This is a genomic window from Lewinella sp. IMCC34183, from assembly GCF_003390915.1.
GTDB lineage: Bacteria > Bacteroidota > Bacteroidia > Chitinophagales > Saprospiraceae > Neolewinella.
Window position 1 is genome coordinate 967,972 of record NZ_QMEM01000001.1, and the last position, 21,585, is coordinate 989,556.

Annotated in this window: 13 protein-coding genes and 1 tRNA gene; 7 read left to right on the forward strand and 7 right to left on the reverse strand. The window is 62.8% G+C overall.

Annotated elements, in window-relative coordinates; genetic code table 11:
• Nucleotides 1-14: 14 nt before the first annotated feature.
• Nucleotides 15-91: transfer RNA gene (locus DQG19_RS04055), tRNA-Arg, on the reverse strand.
• A gap of 70 nt (nucleotides 92-161) precedes the next feature.
• On the reverse strand, nucleotides 162-872 hold the full coding sequence (locus DQG19_RS04060) for a CPBP family intramembrane glutamic endopeptidase (RefSeq protein ID WP_116124913.1): 711 nt from the start codon (nucleotides 870-872) through the stop codon (nucleotides 162-164).
• Between the two features lie 64 nt (nucleotides 873-936).
• On the opposite strand from DQG19_RS04060, the gene DQG19_RS21525 reads away from it, so the two are divergent.
• The 4 genes from DQG19_RS21525 (at nucleotide 937) to ffh (ending at nucleotide 8,342) form a co-directional block, all read left to right on the forward strand.
• Complete coding sequence (locus DQG19_RS21525) at nucleotides 937-3,861, forward strand: DEAD/DEAH box helicase (protein ID WP_157974299.1); 2,925 nt, start codon at nucleotides 937-939, stop codon at nucleotides 3,859-3,861.
• A gap of 227 nt (nucleotides 3,862-4,088) precedes the next feature.
• Nucleotides 4,089-5,819 carry a sodium:solute symporter gene (locus tag DQG19_RS04070; protein ID WP_116124915.1) on the forward strand — a complete coding sequence of 577 codons (1,731 nt, stop codon included), beginning with the start codon at nucleotides 4,089-4,091 and terminating at the stop codon, nucleotides 5,817-5,819.
• Between the two features lie 21 nt (nucleotides 5,820-5,840).
• Nucleotides 5,841-6,956, forward strand: coding sequence for an MBL fold metallo-hydrolase (locus DQG19_RS04075; RefSeq protein ID WP_116124916.1), 1,116 nt, complete (start codon nucleotides 5,841-5,843; stop codon nucleotides 6,954-6,956).
• A 51-nt stretch (nucleotides 6,957-7,007) separates the two neighbouring features.
• Nucleotides 7,008-8,342: a signal recognition particle protein gene (gene ffh / locus DQG19_RS04080; RefSeq protein ID WP_116124917.1), complete on the forward strand. Its 1,335-nt coding sequence runs from the start codon at nucleotides 7,008-7,010 to the stop codon at nucleotides 8,340-8,342.
• Nucleotides 8,343-9,343: 1,001 nt separating this feature from the next.
• Here the strand turns inward: ffh and DQG19_RS04085 are convergent.
• The gene (locus DQG19_RS04085; RefSeq protein WP_116124918.1) at nucleotides 9,344-12,499 is read right to left on the reverse strand and encodes a VPS10 domain-containing protein; all 3,156 of its coding nucleotides are present in this window, start codon (nucleotides 12,497-12,499) and stop codon (nucleotides 9,344-9,346) included.
• A 313-nt stretch (nucleotides 12,500-12,812) separates the two neighbouring features.
• Between DQG19_RS04085 and DQG19_RS04090 the strand changes: the two genes are divergently transcribed.
• Together DQG19_RS04090 and DQG19_RS04095 are read left to right on the forward strand one after the other, a co-directional pair.
• The gene (locus tag DQG19_RS04090; protein WP_116124919.1) at nucleotides 12,813-13,649 is read left to right on the forward strand and encodes an amidohydrolase family protein; all 837 of its coding nucleotides are present in this window, start codon (nucleotides 12,813-12,815) and stop codon (nucleotides 13,647-13,649) included.
• A gap of 41 nt (nucleotides 13,650-13,690) precedes the next feature.
• A complete protein-coding gene (locus DQG19_RS04095; protein ID WP_116124920.1) occupies nucleotides 13,691-15,151 on the forward strand; it encodes an alpha-L-fucosidase in 1,461 nt (486 codons plus the stop codon).
• Here the strand turns inward: DQG19_RS04095 and DQG19_RS04100 are convergent.
• Nucleotides 15,148-15,495: an L-rhamnose mutarotase gene (locus DQG19_RS04100; RefSeq protein ID WP_116124921.1), complete on the reverse strand. Its 348-nt coding sequence runs from the start codon at nucleotides 15,493-15,495 to the stop codon at nucleotides 15,148-15,150. The two genes, DQG19_RS04095 and DQG19_RS04100, sit on opposite strands and share 4 nt — an antisense overlap.
• A gap of 291 nt (nucleotides 15,496-15,786) precedes the next feature.
• Here DQG19_RS04100 and DQG19_RS04105 point away from each other — a divergent pair, with 291 nt between their 5' ends.
• On the forward strand, nucleotides 15,787-16,311 hold the full coding sequence (locus tag DQG19_RS04105; RefSeq protein WP_116124922.1) for a lipocalin family protein: 525 nt from the start codon (nucleotides 15,787-15,789) through the stop codon (nucleotides 16,309-16,311).
• A 65-nt stretch (nucleotides 16,312-16,376) separates the two neighbouring features.
• Here DQG19_RS04105 and DQG19_RS04110 read toward each other — a convergent pair whose 3' ends face one another.
• From DQG19_RS04110 to DQG19_RS04120, 3 genes are all read right to left on the reverse strand, one after another.
• Nucleotides 16,377-17,315, reverse strand: a complete 939-nt coding sequence (locus DQG19_RS04110) for a D-2-hydroxyacid dehydrogenase (protein ID WP_116124923.1) — start codon at nucleotides 17,313-17,315, stop codon at nucleotides 16,377-16,379.
• Between the two features lie 73 nt (nucleotides 17,316-17,388).
• A complete protein-coding gene (locus DQG19_RS04115; protein WP_116124924.1) occupies nucleotides 17,389-19,443 on the reverse strand; it encodes a sulfatase-like hydrolase/transferase in 2,055 nt (684 codons plus the stop codon).
• A 2-nt stretch (nucleotides 19,444-19,445) separates the two neighbouring features.
• A complete protein-coding gene (locus DQG19_RS04120) occupies nucleotides 19,446-21,569 on the reverse strand; it encodes a TIM-barrel domain-containing protein (protein WP_157974300.1) in 2,124 nt (707 codons plus the stop codon).
• Nucleotides 21,570-21,585 lie beyond the last annotated feature (16 nt).

A 21,585-nucleotide genomic window follows, 5' to 3' on the forward strand; every position in this document is an offset into this window, starting at 1 on the left:
TGCTCGAAATGTGATGGTGACCGCGTCAGGATTCGAACCTGAAACCTCTTGATTCGTAGTCAAGTGCTCTATCCAGTTGAGCTACGCAGCCATGCGCCTCTTGCGAAGCGGTCGCAAAGGTACGTACAGTTTTTAATTACACCAAACCCACGGACAAGAATTTATACTTGACGTTCTTCCAAGTGCCAACTGAGCAGCCCTCCGACGGCATCGATCCCCGTGTGGAGCAGCATGAGGGGCCAGAGGCTTCCGGTGCGATAAAAGAAGAAACCGAAGAGCAGAGCCATGGCCACGATCTTGACCACGGCCTGCCCGCCCTGGTACAGGTGGGCCAGACCAAAGGAGATGGCCGGCACCAGCAGGGTAACCGCGGCGGCCCACGGGGCGGTACCGAGCAGATCCTGCAAATAGGTGATGAGGAAGCCGCGGTAGACAATCTCCTCCCCCACCCCGGCGCACACGCACAAAAAGAGAAAGCTCAGGTACTGACTGCCGGTCACCGGCAGAAAACCCAGCTCGCGGAAGCGGTTGCGCGTTTCGCGCTGCCGTTCGGCGTTCCCGGCCTCGGCGTAGAGGTCCACGCCGTAGAGCAGCAGAAAGGCGCAGAGGATGCCGACGGCCACGCCGTCGTAGGGCGGACTGCCCCACCCCAGGCCGAGCTCGGCGAACGGCCGCCCCGTAACGTACCAGACGATCAGGACCAGCGCCGCCAGGCCGAGCAACAACAGACCATTTCCGTAGTATAAGCGGATCTTGAGGGCGGCGGGCCACTGCATCCGCCGCGGGGCGGGCCGGCGGCGGGCGTTGACGAAGAGCAGCACCGGCAAAACCACGCCGAGCAGCAGGAAGAGGATATGGAGGGCAAGGGGCACGGCGCAAAATACGGCTCCGCGTTACCTTTGGCGGCTTTTGCCCGCTGACCCAACGAATCCCCCCTTGCCCGCCGCCCTCCTCTTCAACCTTTACGAATACCGCACGGGCGTGTGGCTGCCCAAGGCCTACGTCGTGGGCCTAGATGCGGGCGGGCGGCCCCGGGAAGTCCACCAGACGGCAACGCCCGAAGTGCTGGCCGTCTACGGTATCGACCCCGCACCCGCGCTGGCCCGCAGCCTGCAGCTCGCCGCCGACCTGCGCGATCGCTCCGTCGCCGAGCACTTCCGTAAACGCACCCGTTCCCGGCCGACCCTGGCGGGACTGATCGCCTCCGACAGCCGCGACCGAGCGGACGTCCTGCGCTACGTACACGCCCGTACGGACGAGCTGCTTACGCTCTGCCGGACGCACGGATTCTTCGTTACCGCCAACCTCGACCCCCGCGCCTCCCCCTACGGCCACCTGCTGGCGTTCGCGGACGAGGACTGGCGGGCCCGGCTGATCTTCACACTGTCCGGGGAAGGCATGGAGTACCGGCTGCGGCTGACCGGCCCCGGAGGCGAGGAGCGGGAAGTACGTCACCTCGACCCCCGCATCCTCACCAACCGCCCGGCACCGGGCTGGGTACAGATCGGCAGCCGCCTCGGCCGCCTCACCGGGCTCCGCGGCGACGCGCTCCGGCCCTTCCTGAGCCGCGACGTGGTACGCATCCCCCCGGAGGACGTCGGTAAGTACGTGCGGGAATTCGTGGCCCGCGCCGCCCGCCGGCTGCCCATCGAGGCCCACGGCTTTACCTACGCCGAGCAGTTGCGGCCTACGGGACTGTCCCTGCGGGCCGAGCCCCACCCCTTTGCCGGGACCTACCTTCTGCGGGCCACCGTGCATTACGGCGCGCGCGCCTTCGAGCTCGGCGATCCGGAGGAAGTAGCGGTGGATTTCCGTGACCGGGAGCCCTACGCCGTCACCCGCACCGTACGGGACCGGGGAGCGGAGTCGGAACTGCTGGCTCCCCTGTACGCGCTGGGGTTGCGGGAAACCGGTGAGCGGCGGGCACTGAGTATCGACGAAGACCCGGCGGAATACGTAAACCTGGCCTGGATCCTGGAGCACCGCGAGGCCGTGGAGCAAATCGGTTGCCGGGTGGAGACCCCGGAGGCGGAGAGCCGTTCCTTCACGGCCGAGAGTGGTCGGATCGAGATCGCCGCCGAGGAGCGGGGCGATTGGCTGGACCTGCGGGGCACCGTGGTCGTCGGCGATCAGCCGCTACCCTTCGCGCGACTGGTAACGTACCTGCGCAAGGGCGAACGAAAATTTCTCCTGCCCGACGGCCGCTGGTTTCTCATCCCCGAAGCGTGGTTCGCGCGCTACGGACCGGGGCTTTCCTTCGCGCAGGTGGAGGGGAACGCCGTATGCCTTACCCGGAGCCACGCCCCGCTGTTGCCGGCCATGGGCGTCAAGATCGCCGCCGCGGAGGCGGCCGCGGAAGTACCCGCCTCTACCATCCCCTACACGCCCGGCCCCGGACTGCGCGCTACCCTGCGGCCCTACCAGCTGGAGGGGGCCCGGTGGCTGGTGCAGCACTACCACGACCGGCTCGGGGCGTGCCTGGCAGATGACATGGGCCTTGGCAAGACCCTGCAGACCATCGCGGCCCTGCTGTACGCCAAGGAGCAACTGGACGCCGCGGCTCCCGCGGCGGGACCCCCGCCTGACCTGTTCAGCGCAGCCGCGGAGGACGAAAGTTTCATTCGCCCGCTGCGGGCGCTCGTGGTCCTGCCCGCGTCGCTGGTGTACAACTGGCTGACCGAGCTGGGCAAGTTTGCCCCCCGCCTGACGGTGGTGGCCAACGTGGGCAGCCGGCGCAACCGGGAAGCCCGCGTGCTGCGGCGGTACGACGTGATCCTGACCACCTACCAGACGGCGCTGCGCGATCGCGACATCCTGGAAGCCACCGACCTGGAATACATCGTCCTCGACGAAAGCCAGCAAATAAAGAACCGCCAAAGCAAGGTATTCCGCGCGCTGAACAGTCTTTCGGCCCGCCACCGGATCAGCCTGTCCGGGACGCCGATCGAGAACTCACTGTCCGACCTGTGGGCGCAGATGCAGTTCCTCAATCCCGGGCTGCTGCGCAGCTTCCCTTTCTTTCGCAAGCACTTCATCCAGCCCATCGAGCAGCACGACGACCCGGTACGCAAGCAGCAGCTCCGGGAGCTGGTGGCGCCCTACCTGCTGCGCCGCACGAAAGCCGAGGTGGCCCCCGACCTGCCGGACCTGGACACCCAGGTGTTTTACTGCGAGATGACCCCGCAGCAGGCGCGGCGCTACGACCGCGAGCGGGCGGCGGCCCGCAACGCCCTGCTCGGACTGCCCACCGAGGGCGCGGGGGGCGACTACAAGCTGCGGGTGATCCAGGCGCTGACGCGGCTCCGCCAGTTGGCCAACCACCCCGTGATCGCCGACGCCGACTACGTCCACGACAGCGGCAAGTTTGCCGTCGTGTACGAAGAACTGGACACCCTGCGTCGGGCGGGGCATAAGGTACTGGTATTCAGCTCCATGGTGAAGCACCTGGCGCTGTACCGCGACCGGCTGGCGGCCGGGGGACACCCCTACGCCTGGATCACCGGCGACGTGCCGGCCGATGTGCGGGCGCGGGAGGTGGAGCGGTTCCAGGAGGACCCCACGGTGGGTACCTTCTTCATCAGCATCCGCGCCGGGGGGACGGGCCTGAACCTGACCGCGGCGGATTACGTGTTTCTGCTCGACCCCTGGTGGAATCCGACGGTGGAGGACCAGGCGATCGCCCGCGCCCACCGGATCGGCCGGCGGGGCAAGGTGTTCGCCCGCAAATTCCTGACCAAGGGCACGCTGGAGGAGAAGATCCACCTGCTGCAGCAGCGTAAAAAGCGCCTGGCGACGGAAATCATCGGCGGCGGCGAGGGGCTGGACCTGGAGCCGGGCGAGATCGATTACCTGCTCACCTGACCCCGCCGCGCGCGACGTCCCAATTACCTACCTTGCGGGAATGAAGCCCGAGAACCACATCGTGGAAGAGCCCCTGGAGATCGACGATCCGCCGATTCTTGGCAATTGGAAAAATATGTATCTCGTCGTACTGGTTCTACATTCCGTGCTGATCATTTGCTTTTACCTTATTTCACGTGCCTACACGTACTAGTTTTCGCCGCCTCACCTGCGCACAACGCTGACTTATGAGTACCCTCGACTGGCTGGTCATGACCGGCACCCTTGCCGGCATCGTACTCTACGGCGTGTACATGACACGGAAGGTTGACAACGTCAAGAGCTACCTGCTGGGCGACCGCGACCTCAAGTGGTGGACGATCGGGCTTTCGGTCATGGCCACCCAGGCCAGTGCCGTCACCTTCCTCAGTACGCCCGGACAGGCCTACAACGACGGCCTCGGCTTCGCCCAGTTCTACTTCGGCCTGCCGATCGCCATGGTGATCCTGTGCATCTTCGTCCTGCCCATTTATTACCGGCTGAAGGTGTACACCGCCTACGAATACCTGGAGGGGCGGTTTGATTTGCGGGTGCGGACCCTGACCGCCCTGCTCTTCCTGGTACAACGGGGCCTGGCGGCGGGCATCACCATCTACGCACCGGCCATCGTACTGTCGACGATCCTGGGCTGGTCGCTTAGCCTCACCATCGCCATCATCGGGGTGGTGGTCATCTTCTATACCGTACTGGGGGGAACGAAGGCTGTTTCGGTGACCCAGAAACAGCAGATGATTGTCATCCTGCTGGGCATGTTTGCCGCGGGGGTTGTCGTGGTGCTGAAACTGCCGCAGAACCTGTCGTTCGGCGATGCCATGGACGTGGCGGGGCACCTGGGCAAACTGCAGGTGGTCGACCTGGAATTCGACCTCAACGATCGCTACAACATCTGGTCGGCCCTGCTGGGGGGCACCTTCCTGTTCCTCTCGTACTTCGGGACGGACCAGTCGCAGGTACAGCGCTATCTATCGGGCAAGAGCCTCACCGAGAGCCGGCTGGGCTTGTTGTTCAACGGCATATTCAAGGTTCCCATGCAGTTCCTGGTGCTGCTGGTGGGCGTGCTGGTATTCGTCTTTTTCCTGTTCACCGCCCCGCCCGTACACTTCAATTCCGCGAACCTCGACAAGCTGCGGGCCTCGCCGTACGGCACCGAGCTGGCCGAGCTGGAAGCGCGCAACAAGGAGATCAACGGCCGCAATACCACGGCCACCCTGGAAATGGTTGAGGCCCTCCGTAGCGACAATGAAGCCCGGATCTCCGCGGCCCGCAGTCAGATCGAGGCCACGCTTGCCAAGCGCGACGAGGTAGCGCAGTCGGTGGACGATCTCATCGCTACTTACGATCCCGAGTTGATCACGGAAGACCGCGACTACGTCTTTATCACCTTTATCATCAACTACCTGCCGGTGGGGCTGGTGGGCTTGCTGCTTGCGGTGATCTTCTCGGCGGCCATGTCGAGTACCAGTTCGGAACTCAACGCACTGGCAACCACCAGTGTCGTCGACATCTACCGGCGCTCGCTGGTTACCGACCGGGACGACCGCCACTACCTGGCGGCCAGTAAGTGGCTCACCGTAGGCTGGGGCGTGATCGCGCTCTGCTTTGCCGCGGTAGCCAATCTCTTTGACAACCTTATCCAGGCCGTAAACATCATCGGTTCGCTCTTTTACGGGGTAATACTGGGTATATTCGTCGTAGCCTTCTTTTTCAAGCGGGTTGGCGGTCGCGCGGTCTTCAAGGCGGCCCTGATCGGGCAGGCCTTCGTGACCGCGACCTTCGTCGCCAGCTGGATGGAGTACATTAATCTCGCCTTCCTGTGGCTCAACCTGATCGGTTGCGTACTCACCGTACTGTTCGCCCTCGCCCTGGAGGGGTCTGACGACGCGACTGACGTGACCATTCCCGAAAACGACCTGCTGTAACTAGCAAGCAAGCTAACCGCTATGAAACCCCACTGGCTCGTCGGTCTCGCCCTTCTTCCCGTCGGTTACGTTGCCCGCAAGCTGCGCAACGACCCGCAATTCGGAGCCGGCCTGACGGAAATGAAGGAGGACGACTACGAAGGCACGGTAGCCTGGAAAATGGGCCGGTTCCGCAACCTCGACAAGACCAGACTGCAGGAGGATCTTCGCAGCCTGCTCGGAGATCTGATGGGCTATCTGAAGGCCAAGAATACCCAGCCAAGCGCCCCGCTGCCGGTGGCGGTGGCCAACGGGCTGGACCGGCCCGACCCCCAACACGATTACATTACCTGGTACGGGCATTCGGCCGTCCGCCTGGAAACGGGGGGAAAGACCATCCTCATCGATCCCATGCTCGGCGAATGGGTGGCCCCCGTACCCTTCCTCGGGCACCGCTTCCCGTACAAGGAATATCACCCCCTGGAACAGCTGGGCGACATCGACCTGATACTGTTCTCCCACGACCACTACGACCACCTGGACTACGACACCCTGATGGCACTTAAGGACAGGACGCACGCTTACCTGGTCCCCCTGGGTATCGGGGCGCACTTGCGGGCGTGGGGTGTCGACCCGGACAAGATCACGGAGATCGACTGGTGGAAAACCGTCGAGCACGGCGGCCTCACGGTCACCGCCACGCCCGCTCGCCACTTCAGCGGCCGCAGTCCCTCTACCCGCAACAAGACCCTCTGGTGCGGATTCGTGCTTCAGACGGCCCACCACCGCATCTTCTTCGGAGGCGATAGCGGCTACGGCCGCCACTTCGCCCAGATCGGCGAACGCTTTGGGCCCTTCGACCTTACGCTGCTCGACTCAGGGCAGTACCACGACCGGTGGAAGAACGTACATATGCAGCCGGAGGAGGCGTTGCGTGCGAACCGCGAACTCGGGGGGCGGCGGCTCCTACCCATCCACTGGGGTGGTTTCAGCCTCTCGGACCACCCCTGGTACGATCCGGTCCAGCGGATCCTGGCCGCAGACAGCAGCCAGTGCGTCATCACCCCCCTGATCGGCCAGCGGGTGGATGTCAGCGACTTCTCTACCTGCCGCCAGCGGTGGTGGGAAGACGAGGGGCTGCTCCGCGAAAAGCAGTAATCGTACAGCGCCGCGGGGATTTCGTACCTTTGCGCGGTAAACCGATAAGCCATGTTCGACAACCTCAGCGACCGCCTGGAAGGCGCATTCAAATCCCTGACCGGCGACAACAAGATTACCGAAATCAACGTCGCCACCAGCCTCAAGGAAATCCGCCGCGCGCTCGTGGCCGCCGACGTTAATTATAAGATAGCCAAGGAATTTACCGATAAGGTAAAGGAGAAGGCCCTCGGGACCGAGAACGTGCTCAAGGCCGTCAAGCCCGGACAACTTATGGTCAAGATTGTCCAGGACGAGCTGACCGAACTGATGGGCGGACAGTCCGTCGGGATCAATGCCAAAGGCAATCCGGCCGTGATCCTGATCGCCGGCCTGCAGGGCTCGGGTAAGACCACCTTCAGTGGCAAGCTCGCCAAGTTTCTGCAGGAGAAGCGCAAGGCCAAGGTACTCCTCACGGCCTGTGACGTGTACCGCCCGGCGGCCATCGACCAGCTCACCGTACTGGCCGGTCAGGTTGGTGCCGAGATCTACAAGGAACCGGAAAACAAGAACCCCGTCGAAATCGCCCTGAAGGCGATTGACTACGGTAAGCAGAACAAGTTTGACGTGGTCATCGTCGACACCGCCGGCCGCCTCTCGGTCGACGAAAAGATGATGCAGGAGATCAGCGACGTTCGCCAGGCTATCAACCCCAACGAGACCCTGTTCGTCGTCGATTCCATGACGGGACAGGACGCCGTCAATACCGCCAAGGTATTCAACGAGCGTATCGATTACGACGGTGTGGTCCTGACGAAGCTCGACGGCGACACCCGCGGCGGCGCGGCCCTTTCGGTGAAGTACACCGTAGGCAAGCCCATCAAGTTCGTGAGCACCGGCGAGAAGATGGACGCCCTGGATGTGTTCCACCCCGACCGCATGGCCCAGCGCATCCTGGGCATGGGCGACATCATCTCCTTCGTTGAGCGGGCCCAGGATCAGTTCGACGAGGAGGAGGCCAAGCGCCTCGAGAAGAAGATGAAGAAGAATCGCTTCGACTTCAACGACTTCCTGAGTCAGCTGGCGCAACTCAAGCGGATGGGCGACATGAAGAGCCTGCTCAACATGATTCCCGGTATGTCGAAAGCGATGAAGAACATCGACATCGACGACAGCGCCTTCTCCCGCGTGGAAGCCATCATCTACAGCATGACCCCCGAGGAACGCGCCAGCCCAGAGCTGCTCAACCTCAGCCGCAAGAAGCGGATCGCCCTCGGTTGCGGACAGGGCATGGACGACGTCAACCGCTTCATCAAGCAGTTCGACCAGATGCGCAAGATGATGCACAAGCTGTCCAACAACCCCATGATGGCCCAGATGGCCGGCAACTTCAAGGCTAAGCGGTAGACCCACCGCGATCGGGTGCAGGAACGTTTATTGTACCAACTTTACAGAAGATTCTTTAGCCCTCGTAGGAGTATGATTATCATACTGTTACGGGGGCTACTTTTTTTACTTTGTTTCTGTTTTTCCCAAATCTGGAAATTCCCTTAGCAATTGGAAAATAATCGGTTCGGAGGTCCCGTTTTAAGGTCAGATTTCTGCAAATGTGGAGTCCGGTTATCAACGCTTTTGCAACGATAGCCACGTGTTTGTTCATAGTGTCTCTCTAGTGTCGGTGCTCTCCCTATAGGCCTATTATCCTGGGGAAGAGCACCGGCTCCACTATCACCTCAATTACCCCGCTGATCCGTCGGACGGTCGAATGTGGCTGCTCCCTACGGTGGGGATCAACCGCTTCTCAACCAGCTGATTTCGTTTCGTGCGAGCCATGCGTAATTCGCTTTGCCGGGCCCGCAGGTGCCGAGGTATTAGCAGATCACGACTACCTTGGTCACGATCCGCATACCACCTATCCCAAGAAAATATCCGATGGCTGACGAGTGCCTAACATCTCGTTCATCGGCAACGTATGTTTTGTGTTTGTTCATAGTGTCTCTCTAGTGTCGGTGCCCTTCCGTATAGGATTTTTGTCCTGAATAGGGCACCGACTCCGCTATCTCCTCCTCTGATTGTCCCTGTTCCACTTCAAGCGAAGCGATACGACGCTGTACGCCAACCCGGACAATTTCCCCGCATTATAAATTATTCGATATGCGTGAAACCGATCGCGTCGCGACACGCGTAGGTAAAAGCAATTTCGAGAAGTGTGTATGCGAACCTTTGATTCTGTAAGTGTCTCTCCCCCCGGCAAATTGTTCTTGCCCCATTTTACTTACCCGGCACCCATGTAGCTTCTTTTCGTCGGGCCGATTGCTGTTCATAGTGTCTCTGATCGCCGATGCCGGTTTACACGCCCTGCCCACTTAGTTGGTTTGGTCGCACCTCGGAAACCGGTATCGGCTCCACTATTCGAACTTCCAGAGGGCGCCGACACCCGCCTCCCAAAGTTTCTCGTTCAATGCCCCTACCCGCTCGTCGCGCAGCAGTTCCCCCTGCCGCTTGAGTGTCTGCCAGCGGACCTTCATTTCCTCCAGTTGCTCGCGCGTCGGTTCGTTGACGCGTGGCAGACCACTCTCGGCGTGATTGAGTACGAAGAGGTAATTCGCGGTAAACTTGTTCTCGAAATTCTCGACGTCGTCGTAAGCCTGTGACTTGCGCTGGATCATTTTTCCATCCCACTGTTTCAAATCACTTAGGAGGCTATCCGCCATCCGGTAGGCCTCGGGGTGCGCCTCGCGATCGAGCTTGCCGACTAGTTTTTGTAGTTGTTCCTGTACGGACATGAGGTCATTCACCAGTTGGTGCATCTCGTTGACGGAGGCCTCTCCCGCCCGCATAAAGGCGTCGTATTCGGCGTAGTCTTCGGCGGTGAGATCGTATAGCGGGTTCTCTGCGATGGTTACCGATTCGCTCCGCGTGGTGTTCCCGTCGCTCAACGTAAGCTGGTAGGTCCCCGGAGCCACTTTGTGTCCCCGAAAGCTGCCCTCGATGTAGGCCGACGGTGCCCCCGTCAGTTCCGGATACCGCATGTCCCATACGAAGCGGTTCATACCTGCTTTGGCCGGCAGTAGCGTCTGTGCGGGCGGGCCCCCGGCGTACGTCTTCTGGTCTTCATTCCGCTGGTTCGTGATCGAGCGAACCTCCTTCCCCTCATCGTTGGTGACCGTGAGGGTCACTTCCGTGGAGTCGGTCGCTTCCGGCAAGTAGTAGTAGACCACGACGCCGCCGGCGGGATTGGTTCCGTTGAGCGGCTCCACGCCCTCGAATACCGAACCGTTGCCGTCCAGCGGGCTGCGCCCGCCCCCGATGATCGACTCGGCCGGAACGTACAGTTGCACCGTCTCGGGGACACCATCGAATTGCCGCACCATTTCAAGGTCGTCGAGCACCCAGAACGCGCGGCCGGAGGTAGCGACAATAAGGTCATCGTGGGCCACCTTTAGGTCGGTGATCGGCGTGATCGGCAGATTCTGGTTGAAACGCCGCCAGTGATTCCCACCATCGAAAGAGACGAACAGTCCCAGCTCGGTACCGGCGAACAGCAGGTTTTCGCGTTCGGTATCCTGCCGCACCACCCGGGTGTAGGCAGTGGGGGGCAGATCGCCGGTGATTTCGGTCCAGCTTTGTCCGTAGTCGGTGGTCTTCATGAGCCGTGGGGTATGGTCGTTCCACTTGTAGCGGGTGGTCGCGATGAAGGCCGTACCGGCGTCGTGGGGGGATACGTCGATTGCATTGACCAGGGTCTCCCCTTGTCCGGCGGGTGTGACGTCGGTCCAGGTGTCGCCGTAATCACGCGTCAGCTGCACTTTTCCATCGTCGGTACCCACCCACAGGATGCCAGCCTCCTGGGGGGAATCGGTCACGTAGCTTATCGTTCCATAGTTCTCGGCGCCTACCGCTTCGTTGGTGTACGGGCCCCCGCCCTTACCCTGCTTGTCATCCTGATTGCGCGTGAGGTCGGGGCTGGCTTTTTCCCAGGTCTGTCCGAGGTCACGCGTGCGCAGCAGGTGTTGGGAGGCGTGGTAGAACGTGTTCGGCTCCTCGTGTCGCGACCAGATGATCGGCGCGTTCCAGTTGAAGCGGTACTTCATGTCTCTGGCGGCCAGTCCGAGGTACTGGATCGGGGCGGCCATCACATTGGTGCTCGCACCGGCTCTGGTGTCGAGCACCTCGATCGTCCCTAGATAGCTGCCGCCGAGCACGTAACGCGGATCGTCGGGGTCGAAGGCCAGGAAGGCACTCTCCCCGCCGGCGGAAGGTTCCCAGTCGGACCCCGTAATACCGGAACCGTTCATGACCCGGCTGCTGATCTTGACGGAGGTGTTATCCTGCTGCCCGCCGTAGATGTGGTAGGGAAATTGGTTGTCGGTGTTGATGCGATAGAATTGCCCGGTCGGCATGTTATCCTGGGTGGACCAATCCTCCCCATAGTTAAAGCTAATGGCCGCGCCGCCATCGTTGGCGATACAGAGGTTGCGTGGATTGTCGGGGTTGATCCAGAGGTCGTGGTAGTCGCCGTGGGTGCCGGACAACTCTTCCCAGCTGTCTCCCCCGTCGGTCGAGCGCAGGGCATCGGCGGTCAGCACGTAAACCACGTCGGAGTCGGTCGGGTCCACGAACACCTCCAGATAGTACCAGGCCCGCTGCACGAGGCGGTGATCCTTGCTGACCCGCGACCAGCTTTTGCCACCGTCAGTGCTGAGGAAGAGCCCGCCCTTCTCCAACTCGGAGTCGCTCTCAATGAGGGCGTAGACACGATCGGGTTCCGACTGGGCTACGGTGATGGCCATCTTACCCTTTTCCTCGGGCAGTCCATCTTTGAGCTCGGTCCAGCTATCGCCGCCGTTTGTGGATTTGTAGAGGCCGCTGCCCGCGCCGCCGCTAACTACCTGCCAGGGCAGCCGCTGGTGTTCCCACATGGCGGCGTAGAGCACGTCGGGATTGGAAAGATCCATGCTCAACTCGGCGGCACCGGTGAGGTCATTGACGTAGAGCAGTTTTTCCCAGTTATGCCCCCCGTCGGTGGACCGGTAAACCCCGCGCTCTTCGTTAGGGCCGTAAAGCTGCCCCTGGGCGGCTACGTACACTATGTCCGGATCCTCGGGGTGAATGATGATGCGGGAGATGTGCTGCGTCTCGGTCAGGCCGAGGTGCTTCCAGGTCTTGCCGGCGTCGTTAGACCGGTAGACCCCGTCGCCGTGGGACGTCATGACCCCGCGGGGGGCGTGCTCGCCCATACCGAGATAAACGACCTGGGGATTACTACGGGAGACCGCTACGGCCCCGACGGAGCCCGTACCTACATACCCGTCGGTCACGTTTGTCCAACGCTGGCCGGCGTCAGTGGTCTTCCACAATCCGCCGCCGGTCGTACCCATGTAGTAGACCAGCGGGTTACCCGCCACGCCGGTGGCCGTTACCGAACGGCCGCCGCGGAAGGGGCCGATGTTGCGAAACTTGACGGGAGCAAAGAACTCAGTGACTTCGGAGGAGTCGGCCGGGGCCTGCGCCAGCAAGGAAGCGGTACAGGTAAGGGCAAGCAGGTAGAGCAGGCAGCGCATACAAGAAATACGTTTAGGTAGGGCTCAAGATAGGAACTGCGGCCCCGCACATCGGATGTGCTCCACATCCGATGTGCGGGTGAGCGGGTCGAATGGTCGCCGCGCAGGAAGTGCCTTTTCGCCAGTTTCATGAGTGCACATCCGATGTCCAAGTCTCAAGCAGCTTGGCTATAACGGCTTTATTTTACACTGAAAATCATTATACAATCGCACTCGACATCAACAATTACGATAGCCCAATATTTTCCTAGCTCGCTGCACATCGGATGTCGATGACATCCGATGTGCAGCCCCTACCCGCTACCTTGGCCCCATGATCATCGACGCCCACCAACACTTCTGGCACTTCGACCCCGTACGCGACGCCTGGATCGATGAATCCATGGCCGCCATCCAACGCGACTTCCTGCCGCAAGACCTCCGGCCCGAGCTGGAAGCCCGCGGCATCGATGGCTGCGTGGCCGTACAGGCCGACCAGTCGCTGGCCCAGAACGACTTCCTGCTGGGCCTGGCCCGCGGCCACGATTTCGTGCGCGGCGTAGTAGGCTGGGTCGATCTGCGGAGCAAGGAAGCCGCCGCCCAGCTTAACCGCTACGCCGCGAATCCCGCCTTCGTGGGCGTCCGCCACGTCGTGCAGGCGGAAAGCGCCGGCTTCATGCTGGACCGTGATTTCCAGGCGGGCGTTTCCCTGCTGCGGGACCACGGCCTCACCTACGATATCCTCATTCACCGTGGACAACTGCCTGAGGCCCTACTGCTGGCCCGCGCCTTCCCGGAGCAGCCCTTCGTGCTCGACCACCTCGCCAAGCCGGTAGCCGACGGCCAGCTAGACCCGGCCTGGGAAGACGGCATCCGCGCCCTGGCCGAATGCGGAAACGTAAGCTGCAAGCTCTCCGGCCTCGTCACAGAGGCACCCGGGTACTGCTGGGACTACGAGCAACTGCTGCCCTACGTCACCACCGTCCTGGATGCCTTCGGACCCCGCCGGCTACTCTACGGCTCCGACTGGCCGGTGTGCCGGGTGGCCGCCACCTACGAAGCACAGCTGGAGGTATACCGCAGGGCACTCGCGTCGTTATCCGAAGCCGATCGCGTGCTGATCTTCGGAGGAAATGCCGCGCGCTTTTATGGCCTGGACGAGGGCGATTGACCCGATTTTGCTAGCTTGGCGGCAGAACCACTCCCCGCCCCATGAAACGCTTTCCGCTGTTACCCGCCGGCCTGGCTTGCCTGATCAGCCTCGGCACCTGCGCCCCGCCGCCCCCCGAAGCACCCGCCCCCTACGGCGCCCTGCCCACGGAGGCGCAGCTGGAGTGGCAGCAGATGGAGACCAACGCCTTCATTCACTTCACGACAAATACCTTCACGAACAAGGAATGGGGCTACGGCGACGAGAGCCCGGAGATCTTCAATCCCACCGACCTGGACGTGGACCAGTGGATGGAGGTACTCAGCGACGCCGGCTTCAAGGGCGTGGTGCTTACCTCCAAGCACCACGACGGTTTTACGCTGTGGCCGAGCGAGTACACCGACCATTCGGTGGAAGCCAGCCCGTGGAAAAACGGCGAGGGAGATATCGTCGGAATGGTCGAGGAATCGGCCCGCAGCCACGGCATGAAATTCGGAGTGTATCTCTCCCCCTGGGACCGCAACCGGTCCGACTACGGCGACTCCACCTACATCACCTACTACCGCAACCAGCTTACGGAACTCTTTGAAAACTACGGACCCATCTTCGAGATGTGGTTCGACGGGGCCAACGGCGGCGACGGCTACTACGGCGGGGCCGACGAGCGGCGCAGCATCGACGGACAGCACTACTACGACTGGCCCACCACCCTGGACATGGTGCGCGAACTGCAGCCGGACAGCTCGACCATCATCTTCAGCGACGCCGGTCCCGACATCCGCTGGGTAGGCAACGAACGTGGCGTCGTGGGCGACCCTAACTGGAACACCATCAACCCGGACACCCTCTATGCGGGAAAGGCCGGAATCACCGACCTACTCAACCACGGCACCCCCGGCGCCGACACCTGGATGCCGGCCGAGGTGGACGTGTCCATCCGCCCCGGTTGGTTCTACCACGCCGAAGAAGACAGTCTGGTAAAGACGCCGCAGCAACTCTTCGAGATCTACCTCACCTCTGTCGGGCGCGGCTCGCAACTCCTGCTCAATATCCCACCCGACCGCCGCGGCCGCATCCACGAGACGGACGTCGCATCGCTGCGTGGCTGGCGGCAGATGATCGACTCGACCTTCGCCGACAACCTGGCCACCGATGCCTCCGCCGATGGGGAGGCCTACCGGGGTATGCACGAAGACTACGGCCCCGCGCAGGTACTCGACGACGACCCTGAGACGTACTGGGCCACCGACGACGGAGCTACCACCGGCTCCTTCACCATTCAACTGCCTGAGGCCCGTGAACTGGGATATGTCCTGCTCCAGGAGCCCATCCGGCTCGGGCAGCGCGTGGCCGGCTTTCGCATCAGCGCGCTGGTCGACGGGGAAATGCGCGAGATCGGCAGCGGGGAGACCATCGGCTACAAGCGTATCCTGCTGGTAGACCGCGTCTCTACCGACCGCATTACCGTCGAAGTGACCGAGTCGCTGGCCCCGCCCCTTCTTTCGCGGGTCGCGGTTTACTAAGGCTGCTCGTGCAGGTCGAAAATGCGCTCCATCGGCACCCACTTCTCGCCATCGGTCGCGAACGGCAATCGCTGCTGAAAGGTGTCCATCAGGTTCTCCCAGCGTTGCACCACCGGGTCGGCAGCGTCCCGTTCGGCCCGGGCAGCGGCATCGTAGGACGCATCGGTCTCCATGACCATAAGCAGCCGGTTACCGGCCAGGTGAATTTCCAGGCCGGTGATCCCCGCCCCGCGAATACTGCGTAGCACTTCGGGCCAGACGGCACCGGCGGCGTGGTACCGGCGGTAGGCCGATTGGGCGGCAGCGTCGTCGCGCAGGTCGCAGAGAAAGTACTGGCGGGGCATAAAATTTTCTGTTTTGCACAATAAACGAACCTATCGTATATTTGACCCGTTGACACTATTGAACAATCACCTTTAAATACGCTATTGCGTCCGGCGGTGACCACTCTTTTTAGCGTGGATCATCCCTAGCCCAATCCCTCTTTCTGCTTTCCCTGCCCGCACGTGCGGTGCCCCCGGTTGTCCGGCCTGAGGCCTGTTTCCGGAAGTTTACGTTTGCCTTTGCGGCCTTGTTTGTTGCTCCTTGATGGGGCCGGCCGCCAGTTTTTTTTGAAACACTAACACTTGAACAACATGAAATTCTTTTACCCTACCCTTCTGGGGTTTGCCCTGTGCGTACTTTCTTCCTGCTCACCCGAGCCCCTCAACCCCGACGCGCTCGTCAGCCTTGAAGGTACCTGGGAACTGGAGTCGGCCACCGGCACCGGCCACAACGTCACCCATTACAAGGGGGAGGAAGTGCCCGCCACCTTTTCCACCCGCACCGTATCCCCGACCGATTACGCCCTCACCTTTACCCCCCAGGGCCGGGTATTCAGTACCGGTACGTTCACGGAAGAAGTGACGGGGACCTTCCAGGGCGAAACATCCACCCGGATCCGCGAGGAGAAAAAGCTCGTGGGCGCCGGCGTGTGGAAGTTGCAGGGCCGGCAGCTGTCCATGGGCACCGACCACCCGGAAGAAATCCAACTGCGAATCGTGACCCTCAGCGAGTCCGAACTCGTCATGGAATACCAAAACGTTTTCACGACCGAAAGCCGTAACGGACACCGCATCGACGAAGAACAACGGGTGATCTATATCCTCCACCGCAACTAGAGCATCTCTCAACAGGAGCCAGTACGCCCCGCCGGATTGCTCCGGTGGGGCGTTTGTGTCGGTGGTCAGTACCCGCGGTCCAGGTCGACGACGTGCGCCAACGGCTTACCGTCGCGGTAGCGCGCTAGGTTGTCCAGGAAGCCGTCTACCAGGACACGTTTCTCGTCGGCCGCGCCGCCCGCGCTGTGCTGCGTGAGCAGGGTCCGGGGCGCGGACCACAAGGGATCATCGTCTGCCAGTGGCTCCGCGCGGGTGACGTCGAGTACCGCACCGCCGATCCGGCCGGCGTGGAGCAATTGCAGCAGGGCGGCCTCGTCGACCAGGCTTCCCCGCCCGACGTTGACAAAAATGCAGTCGGGCGACAGCAGCTCCAGCCGGCGGGCGTCGAAGAGGTTGATGGTTTCGTCGGTTTCCGGAAGCGTAGCCACCACCAGATCGGCCTTCGGTAAGCGGACATCCAGTTCTTCGTTCGTGTGGAAGGTGGCATCGCCGGTCCGGCCCATCGTTTCCACCCGACAGCCGAATCCGGCCAGCATGGTGGCCAGCGTACCGCCGATGGAGCCGTGTCCCAGCAGGATCGCGTAGCGTCCGGAAAGCTTACCCAGTTCCGGACGGACCTCCGCGCCCCTCCATTTCCGGCGGTCCTTCAGCTCCACGAATTTCGGAATTCCCCGCAGCAGCGCCAGTACCCCCGCCACGGCCGTCTCGGCTACCGGCGTACCGAACAATCCGGCGCTGTTGGTGACCGTGAAAGCCGGCTCCGCGTCGGCCAGTCCGACGTAGGCATTGAAGCCCGCGGAACTCAGGTGCAGCCACCGCAGAACGGTATTGTTTCTTAGCCAGGCTACCGGCGGACCGCCCATGATCACTTCCGCCCGGCGGGCCGCCGCCTCGCGTTCGTCTTCCGGTAACTCCTGGCCGAAGATCAGCTCGTCGGCTGTGACGCGCTGCCGCAGGTAAGCGGCATCGGCCGCGGATAGGGAAAGATCGATGTAGAGCTTCATAACAGATTTGTCGGTGGGTAGCCTAACGCCGCCGGGCCGCACTTTGTCAACGCCTACCTACCATCCCAACCGGCTACTCCGGCAATCGCAGGGCCGTGCCCAACCCCAGGTCGAGGTCGCGCAAGCCCTCGACCACGGTGCGGGCGTTCAGGCGCGCGCCGTAGCAGGTAGTGTGGGTATGGTCCTCTCCGAAGTAGGAAGCCCACAGGGTTTCCTCGCCCAGGATGTCGTAGACCTTCGCAACACGCTCGTTTAGGTCCAGAAAAAGGGCACCCTCCTCGCGGGCCACCGTTTCCGCCCAGCCCCCATAGTTACCGGCGGCGCGCTCGGTACGCCCGTCTACCCAGCGGTTGCGGGGTACCGGGGAGCAGACCACGGGAATGGCCCCGACGGCCTGGGCGTCGTGGATGTATTGCCGGAGGTACCACCCGTAGGTGCGCACCGTGTCGGGCCGGCCGGTAGAGCCGAGGATTTCCACGGCTACCGTATCGCCCACGCCCCGTAGCGAGCCGCGTTCTTTTCCGGTAAAGGCGGGCCCGCCGTCGTTGTGTCCGAACTGCATGAGTACCAGGTCACCCTCCCGCAGGCCGGCCCGTGCCGCTTCCCACAGGCCCTCCTGGTAGTAGGTCTTGCTGCTCCGCCCGCCCCGCGCAGCGTTGACCACCGCCAGACGGCCGTCGTCCACGTATTCGTCCAGCACCTCCCCCCAACCGCAGAGGGTAGAGTCGGAGCTTCCGTACTTGACCGTCGAGTCTCCGATGAGGAGCAGCTTCCGGCGCCCCTTCCCCACGACCGGGAAGTACGGCGACGGCTGGTGGGCTGTCTGCGCTTGCCGGGCCAGTTGGTCGGTAAGGGCGGGGCGTTCCGCCGCCAGATCGGTCGTTTCGCCGGGGTCGTTCGCCAGGTCGTACAGTTCCCAGACCGCGTCCACTGCGGTGCGTACGGCCTTGAAGTCGCCATGTAGGATAGCCTGCTGGTAGCCGCCCTCGTGGAACTCCCAGTAGAGCATTCGGTCGCCCGCCACGTGGTCCGTCACAGGTTCACCCAGCAGCACGGGCCACAGGTTGATCCCGTCGGTATCTGCCACCGGTGGGATACCGGCCGCGGCGCACAACGTGGGCAGCACGTCGGCGAAGGACCACGGCAGGTCACTTACCTCCCCCGCAGCGACGTGCCCGGGGTAGCGTACGATCATGGGCGCGCGGATCCCGCCCTCGTACATATCCCGCTTATGCCCCCGCAGGGCGCCCGAACTGTCGAACCGCCTCTCCCACCGGCGCGCAGCTCCGTTGTCGGAGGTGAAAAAGACCACGGTATTTTCGGCCAGTCCCTCCGCCGCGAGTCGGTCGAGGATCAGTCCCACGTCCCGGTCGAGCCGCTCCACCATGGCCGCGTACGTCCGCTCGTCCGCCGTCCAGTGGGTGGAATCGGCAAAGCGACCTACCGTATCGATTTCGTAGTCGTCGTGGGGCAGCGTAAAGGGCAGGTAGAGAAAAAAGGGCTGCTCCCGGTCCCGCGACAGGAACGCCAGGGATTCGTTCAGAAAGTCGTCCTGGATATAGCGCTCCCGCCCCCCGTCGGCGTTGCCCGGCAGGTCGATGCGGAGGGTATCCCGCCAGACGTAGTCCGGGAAGTAGGTATGGGCCCGCCGCTGGTTCAGGAAGCCAAAGAAGTAGTCGAAGCCCTGCCGGTCGGGCGTACCACTGGTCCCGGGTTCGCCGAGCCCCCACTTGCCGACCATGCCGGTGCGGTAACCTGCGGACTGCAGGCGCTCGGCCACGGTGATGTCGGTTTCCCGCAGCGGCACGCGACCTGCGGCCCCGCCCAGCCCGACGACGCCCCCTACCCCGTTGTTGCCCCGCACGGTCGTGCGGCCGGTGTGCTGACCGGTCATGAGCACGGAGCGCGAGGGGGCGCAGACGGTCGACCCCGCGTAGCAGCGGGTGTAGCGCGTTCCTTCTGCGGCCAACCGGTCGAGGTGGGGCGTGCGGATAGTCCGCTGCCCGTAGCTGCCAAGGTCCCCGTAGCCGAGATCGTCGGCCAGGATGAAGAGAATATTCGGCGGGGCGGCGGCGCGCAGGTGCAGGGTAACGCACCACAAACAGAGGAAAAGGGTAGAGCGCAGCATGGTTACCAGCTTTCGGCGGCCTCGAGGGCGGAGAGGTCGGGCTTTTGGGCGGCTATCTCGAGCGACTCCCGGTACAGGGCATCAAGGTCACCGAGCTCCATCCCGGAACCTTCACGAATGAAAACGGGTGTCTGGTGGGCCGGTGCATCGACAGTCACGTACTGCCCGCCGTCGTAGACGCGGTCGGTATCCCAGGCGTCGATCCACCGCTCGCCCGCGGGCAGGTAGACGCGCTGGCTGGTCTCGCCACTTTCCCACACGACCGACACCAGCAAGTCGGGACCGAAGAGGTAGCTCGACCAGTCGTTCCAGGCTTCCTCCTGTTCGGGGTACTGGAGGAAGAGCGGGCGGGAAATGGGCGTACCGGTATCGCGGGCGTGCTGGGCGTACTTGCGTACGTAGGGAACGAGCTGCATCCGCAATTTGGAGTACAGTCGCCAGGTGGCGATCAGGTCTTCGTCGTAGACGGGGGCGTCGGGGTTGTTCCAGAAGCCCTCGTTGTTGGTCGGACCCGTTTCCATGATGGGCGAGAAGCAGCCCAGTCCGAGCCACCGCTTCGTCGTTTCCTGGGAGTAGTCGCCCCAGTAGCCGCCGATGTCGGACCCCCAGACGGGATAGCCCATCACCGCACAGCGCTGCATGGCGATAACCGCCGACCGGAGTCCTTCGGGCTTGCCGTTGGTATCGCCCGCCCACATGCTGCCGTACTTGGCACTGCCGGTGTACTGGGCGCGGGGGAAGAGCACGAAGTCATCACCGAGGACCGGCGCCACGGCGGCGTGGGTGGCCTCCACGTACTGCCGGGGGTAGTCGTTGAAGTTCTCGCGGTAGGTGGTACCGGCATGAGTGCTCAAGTGCAGGGAATCCTGCAGTTTCTCTCCGTCGGCCCGGTCGAGCTTAAAGCCCTTGACGCCCATGCGCGCCAGCTTGCCGGGTCCGTGCTCTCCCCACCAGGCGACGGCCTCGGGATTGGTGAAGTCCATGAGTACCTGCCGGCTGTCCTTCCAGCGGTGGCTCTGCAGGTCGTAGTCGTTATCCTCGGCGTAATCCGCCATGTCGCCCATCACGAAGGGGCCGATCCAGAGCATCAGCTCGATCCCGTGGCGGTTGAGCCAGTCGATCATCTTCTCCGGTTCCGGCAGCCGCTCCTCGTCGAATTCGTAATCGTCGAAGCCGCGAACGCCGGGTCCCCACGGCCGGTCGATCCAGAACGCAGTGACCGGGATGTCGTAGGCTTCCATCAGCAGGACGTCCTCCACAATGTCCGTATTGTAGGGCGCTTCCCGCGGCGTTCCGTCGTAGTACGTGTCCTCGTTGAAGTGCTCGTCGCGCCAGCGCCAGGGACCGAGGGCCCAGGCCGGGGGTACCAGCGAGGGACCGGTTTCCAGGGCATGCGCCCGCACGATGTCCATTACGCCCTTGCCGAGGTACAGCTGCACCTCCAGCTCGGGGCCCTCGAAGGAAACCTGTACCGCGTCGGGGGCGTCGCTGGCGAAGTCGAACACCCCGGGCCAGGTACCGTGGGCGAAGAAGCCGTAGCGGGCGGAGGAGAGGTAGAAGGGCGCGTAGGCCGAAACGGTGGGTTTGAGGTGCATTTCCACGCGTTCGCCCCGCAAATTCAGGCCGGTGGTGATGCCGTCGGCCCAGCTCTGATCCTGTCCGCCATCCACGACCCGCTCAAAGATGCCGGTGTAGTACTCGTCGGGTGCCGCGGCCAGGTTGACGTGCCACTGGTTGTGTCCCTCAAGGTCGCTGTCGGTAGACAGGTGGAGCATCATATCCTCCCCTTCGGTGGAAGACAGGTCGAGGGTGACGGTGCCAGCATCGGTCCGCCACCGGTAGGTGATGCTTTCGTCGCCGTTCACTTCGGTGAGCGGCGCGCCCGTGACCCAAGTGGTAGTGCCCCCCCGCTCGAATCCGATGCTGCCCACCGAGGCGGAGACGGGAGCGATAACGACGGAGTCACCTCCCGGATTTGCCAGGGCGATGCGTGGAAATCCGTTCTCGGCGACCGTCACCGAGGCCCCCAACTGGTCGGCGCCGGCCGTCCGGACCGAAGAACAAGAAAAAACGAGTAATAATAGCCCGGTGAGCAGGGCGGGGCAGGTAAGAAGTGTTCGGTACATAATTTTTCGGTTTTCG

Bases quoted from the DNA above. Each gene is read 5' to 3' on its own strand.
- DQG19_RS04085 (WP_116124918.1), bottom strand. From the start codon at position 12,499: ATGCGCTGCCTGCTCTACCTGCTTGCCCTTACCTGTACCGCTTCCTTG.
- DQG19_RS04075 (WP_116124916.1), top strand. From the start codon at position 5,841: ATGAAACCCCACTGGCTCGTCGGTCTCGCCCTTCTTCCCGTCGGTTAC.
- DQG19_RS04100 (WP_116124921.1), bottom strand. From the start codon at position 15,495: ATGCCCCGCCAGTACTTTCTCTGCGACCTGCGCGACGACGCTGCCGCC.
- DQG19_RS04105 (WP_116124922.1), top strand. From the start codon at position 15,787: ATGAAATTCTTTTACCCTACCCTTCTGGGGTTTGCCCTGTGCGTACTT.
- DQG19_RS04090 (WP_116124919.1), top strand. From the start codon at position 12,813: ATGATCATCGACGCCCACCAACACTTCTGGCACTTCGACCCCGTACGC.
- DQG19_RS04095 (WP_116124920.1), top strand. From the start codon at position 13,691: ATGAAACGCTTTCCGCTGTTACCCGCCGGCCTGGCTTGCCTGATCAGC.
- DQG19_RS04110 (WP_116124923.1), bottom strand. From the start codon at position 17,315: ATGAAGCTCTACATCGATCTTTCCCTATCCGCGGCCGATGCCGCTTAC.
- DQG19_RS04070 (WP_116124915.1), top strand. From the start codon at position 4,089: ATGAGTACCCTCGACTGGCTGGTCATGACCGGCACCCTTGCCGGCATC.
- DQG19_RS04120 (WP_157974300.1), bottom strand. From the start codon at position 21,569: ATGTACCGAACACTTCTTACCTGCCCCGCCCTGCTCACCGGGCTATTA.
- DQG19_RS04115 (WP_116124924.1), bottom strand. From the start codon at position 19,443: ATGCTGCGCTCTACCCTTTTCCTCTGTTTGTGGTGCGTTACCCTGCAC.
- ffh (WP_116124917.1), top strand. From the start codon at position 7,008: ATGTTCGACAACCTCAGCGACCGCCTGGAAGGCGCATTCAAATCCCTG.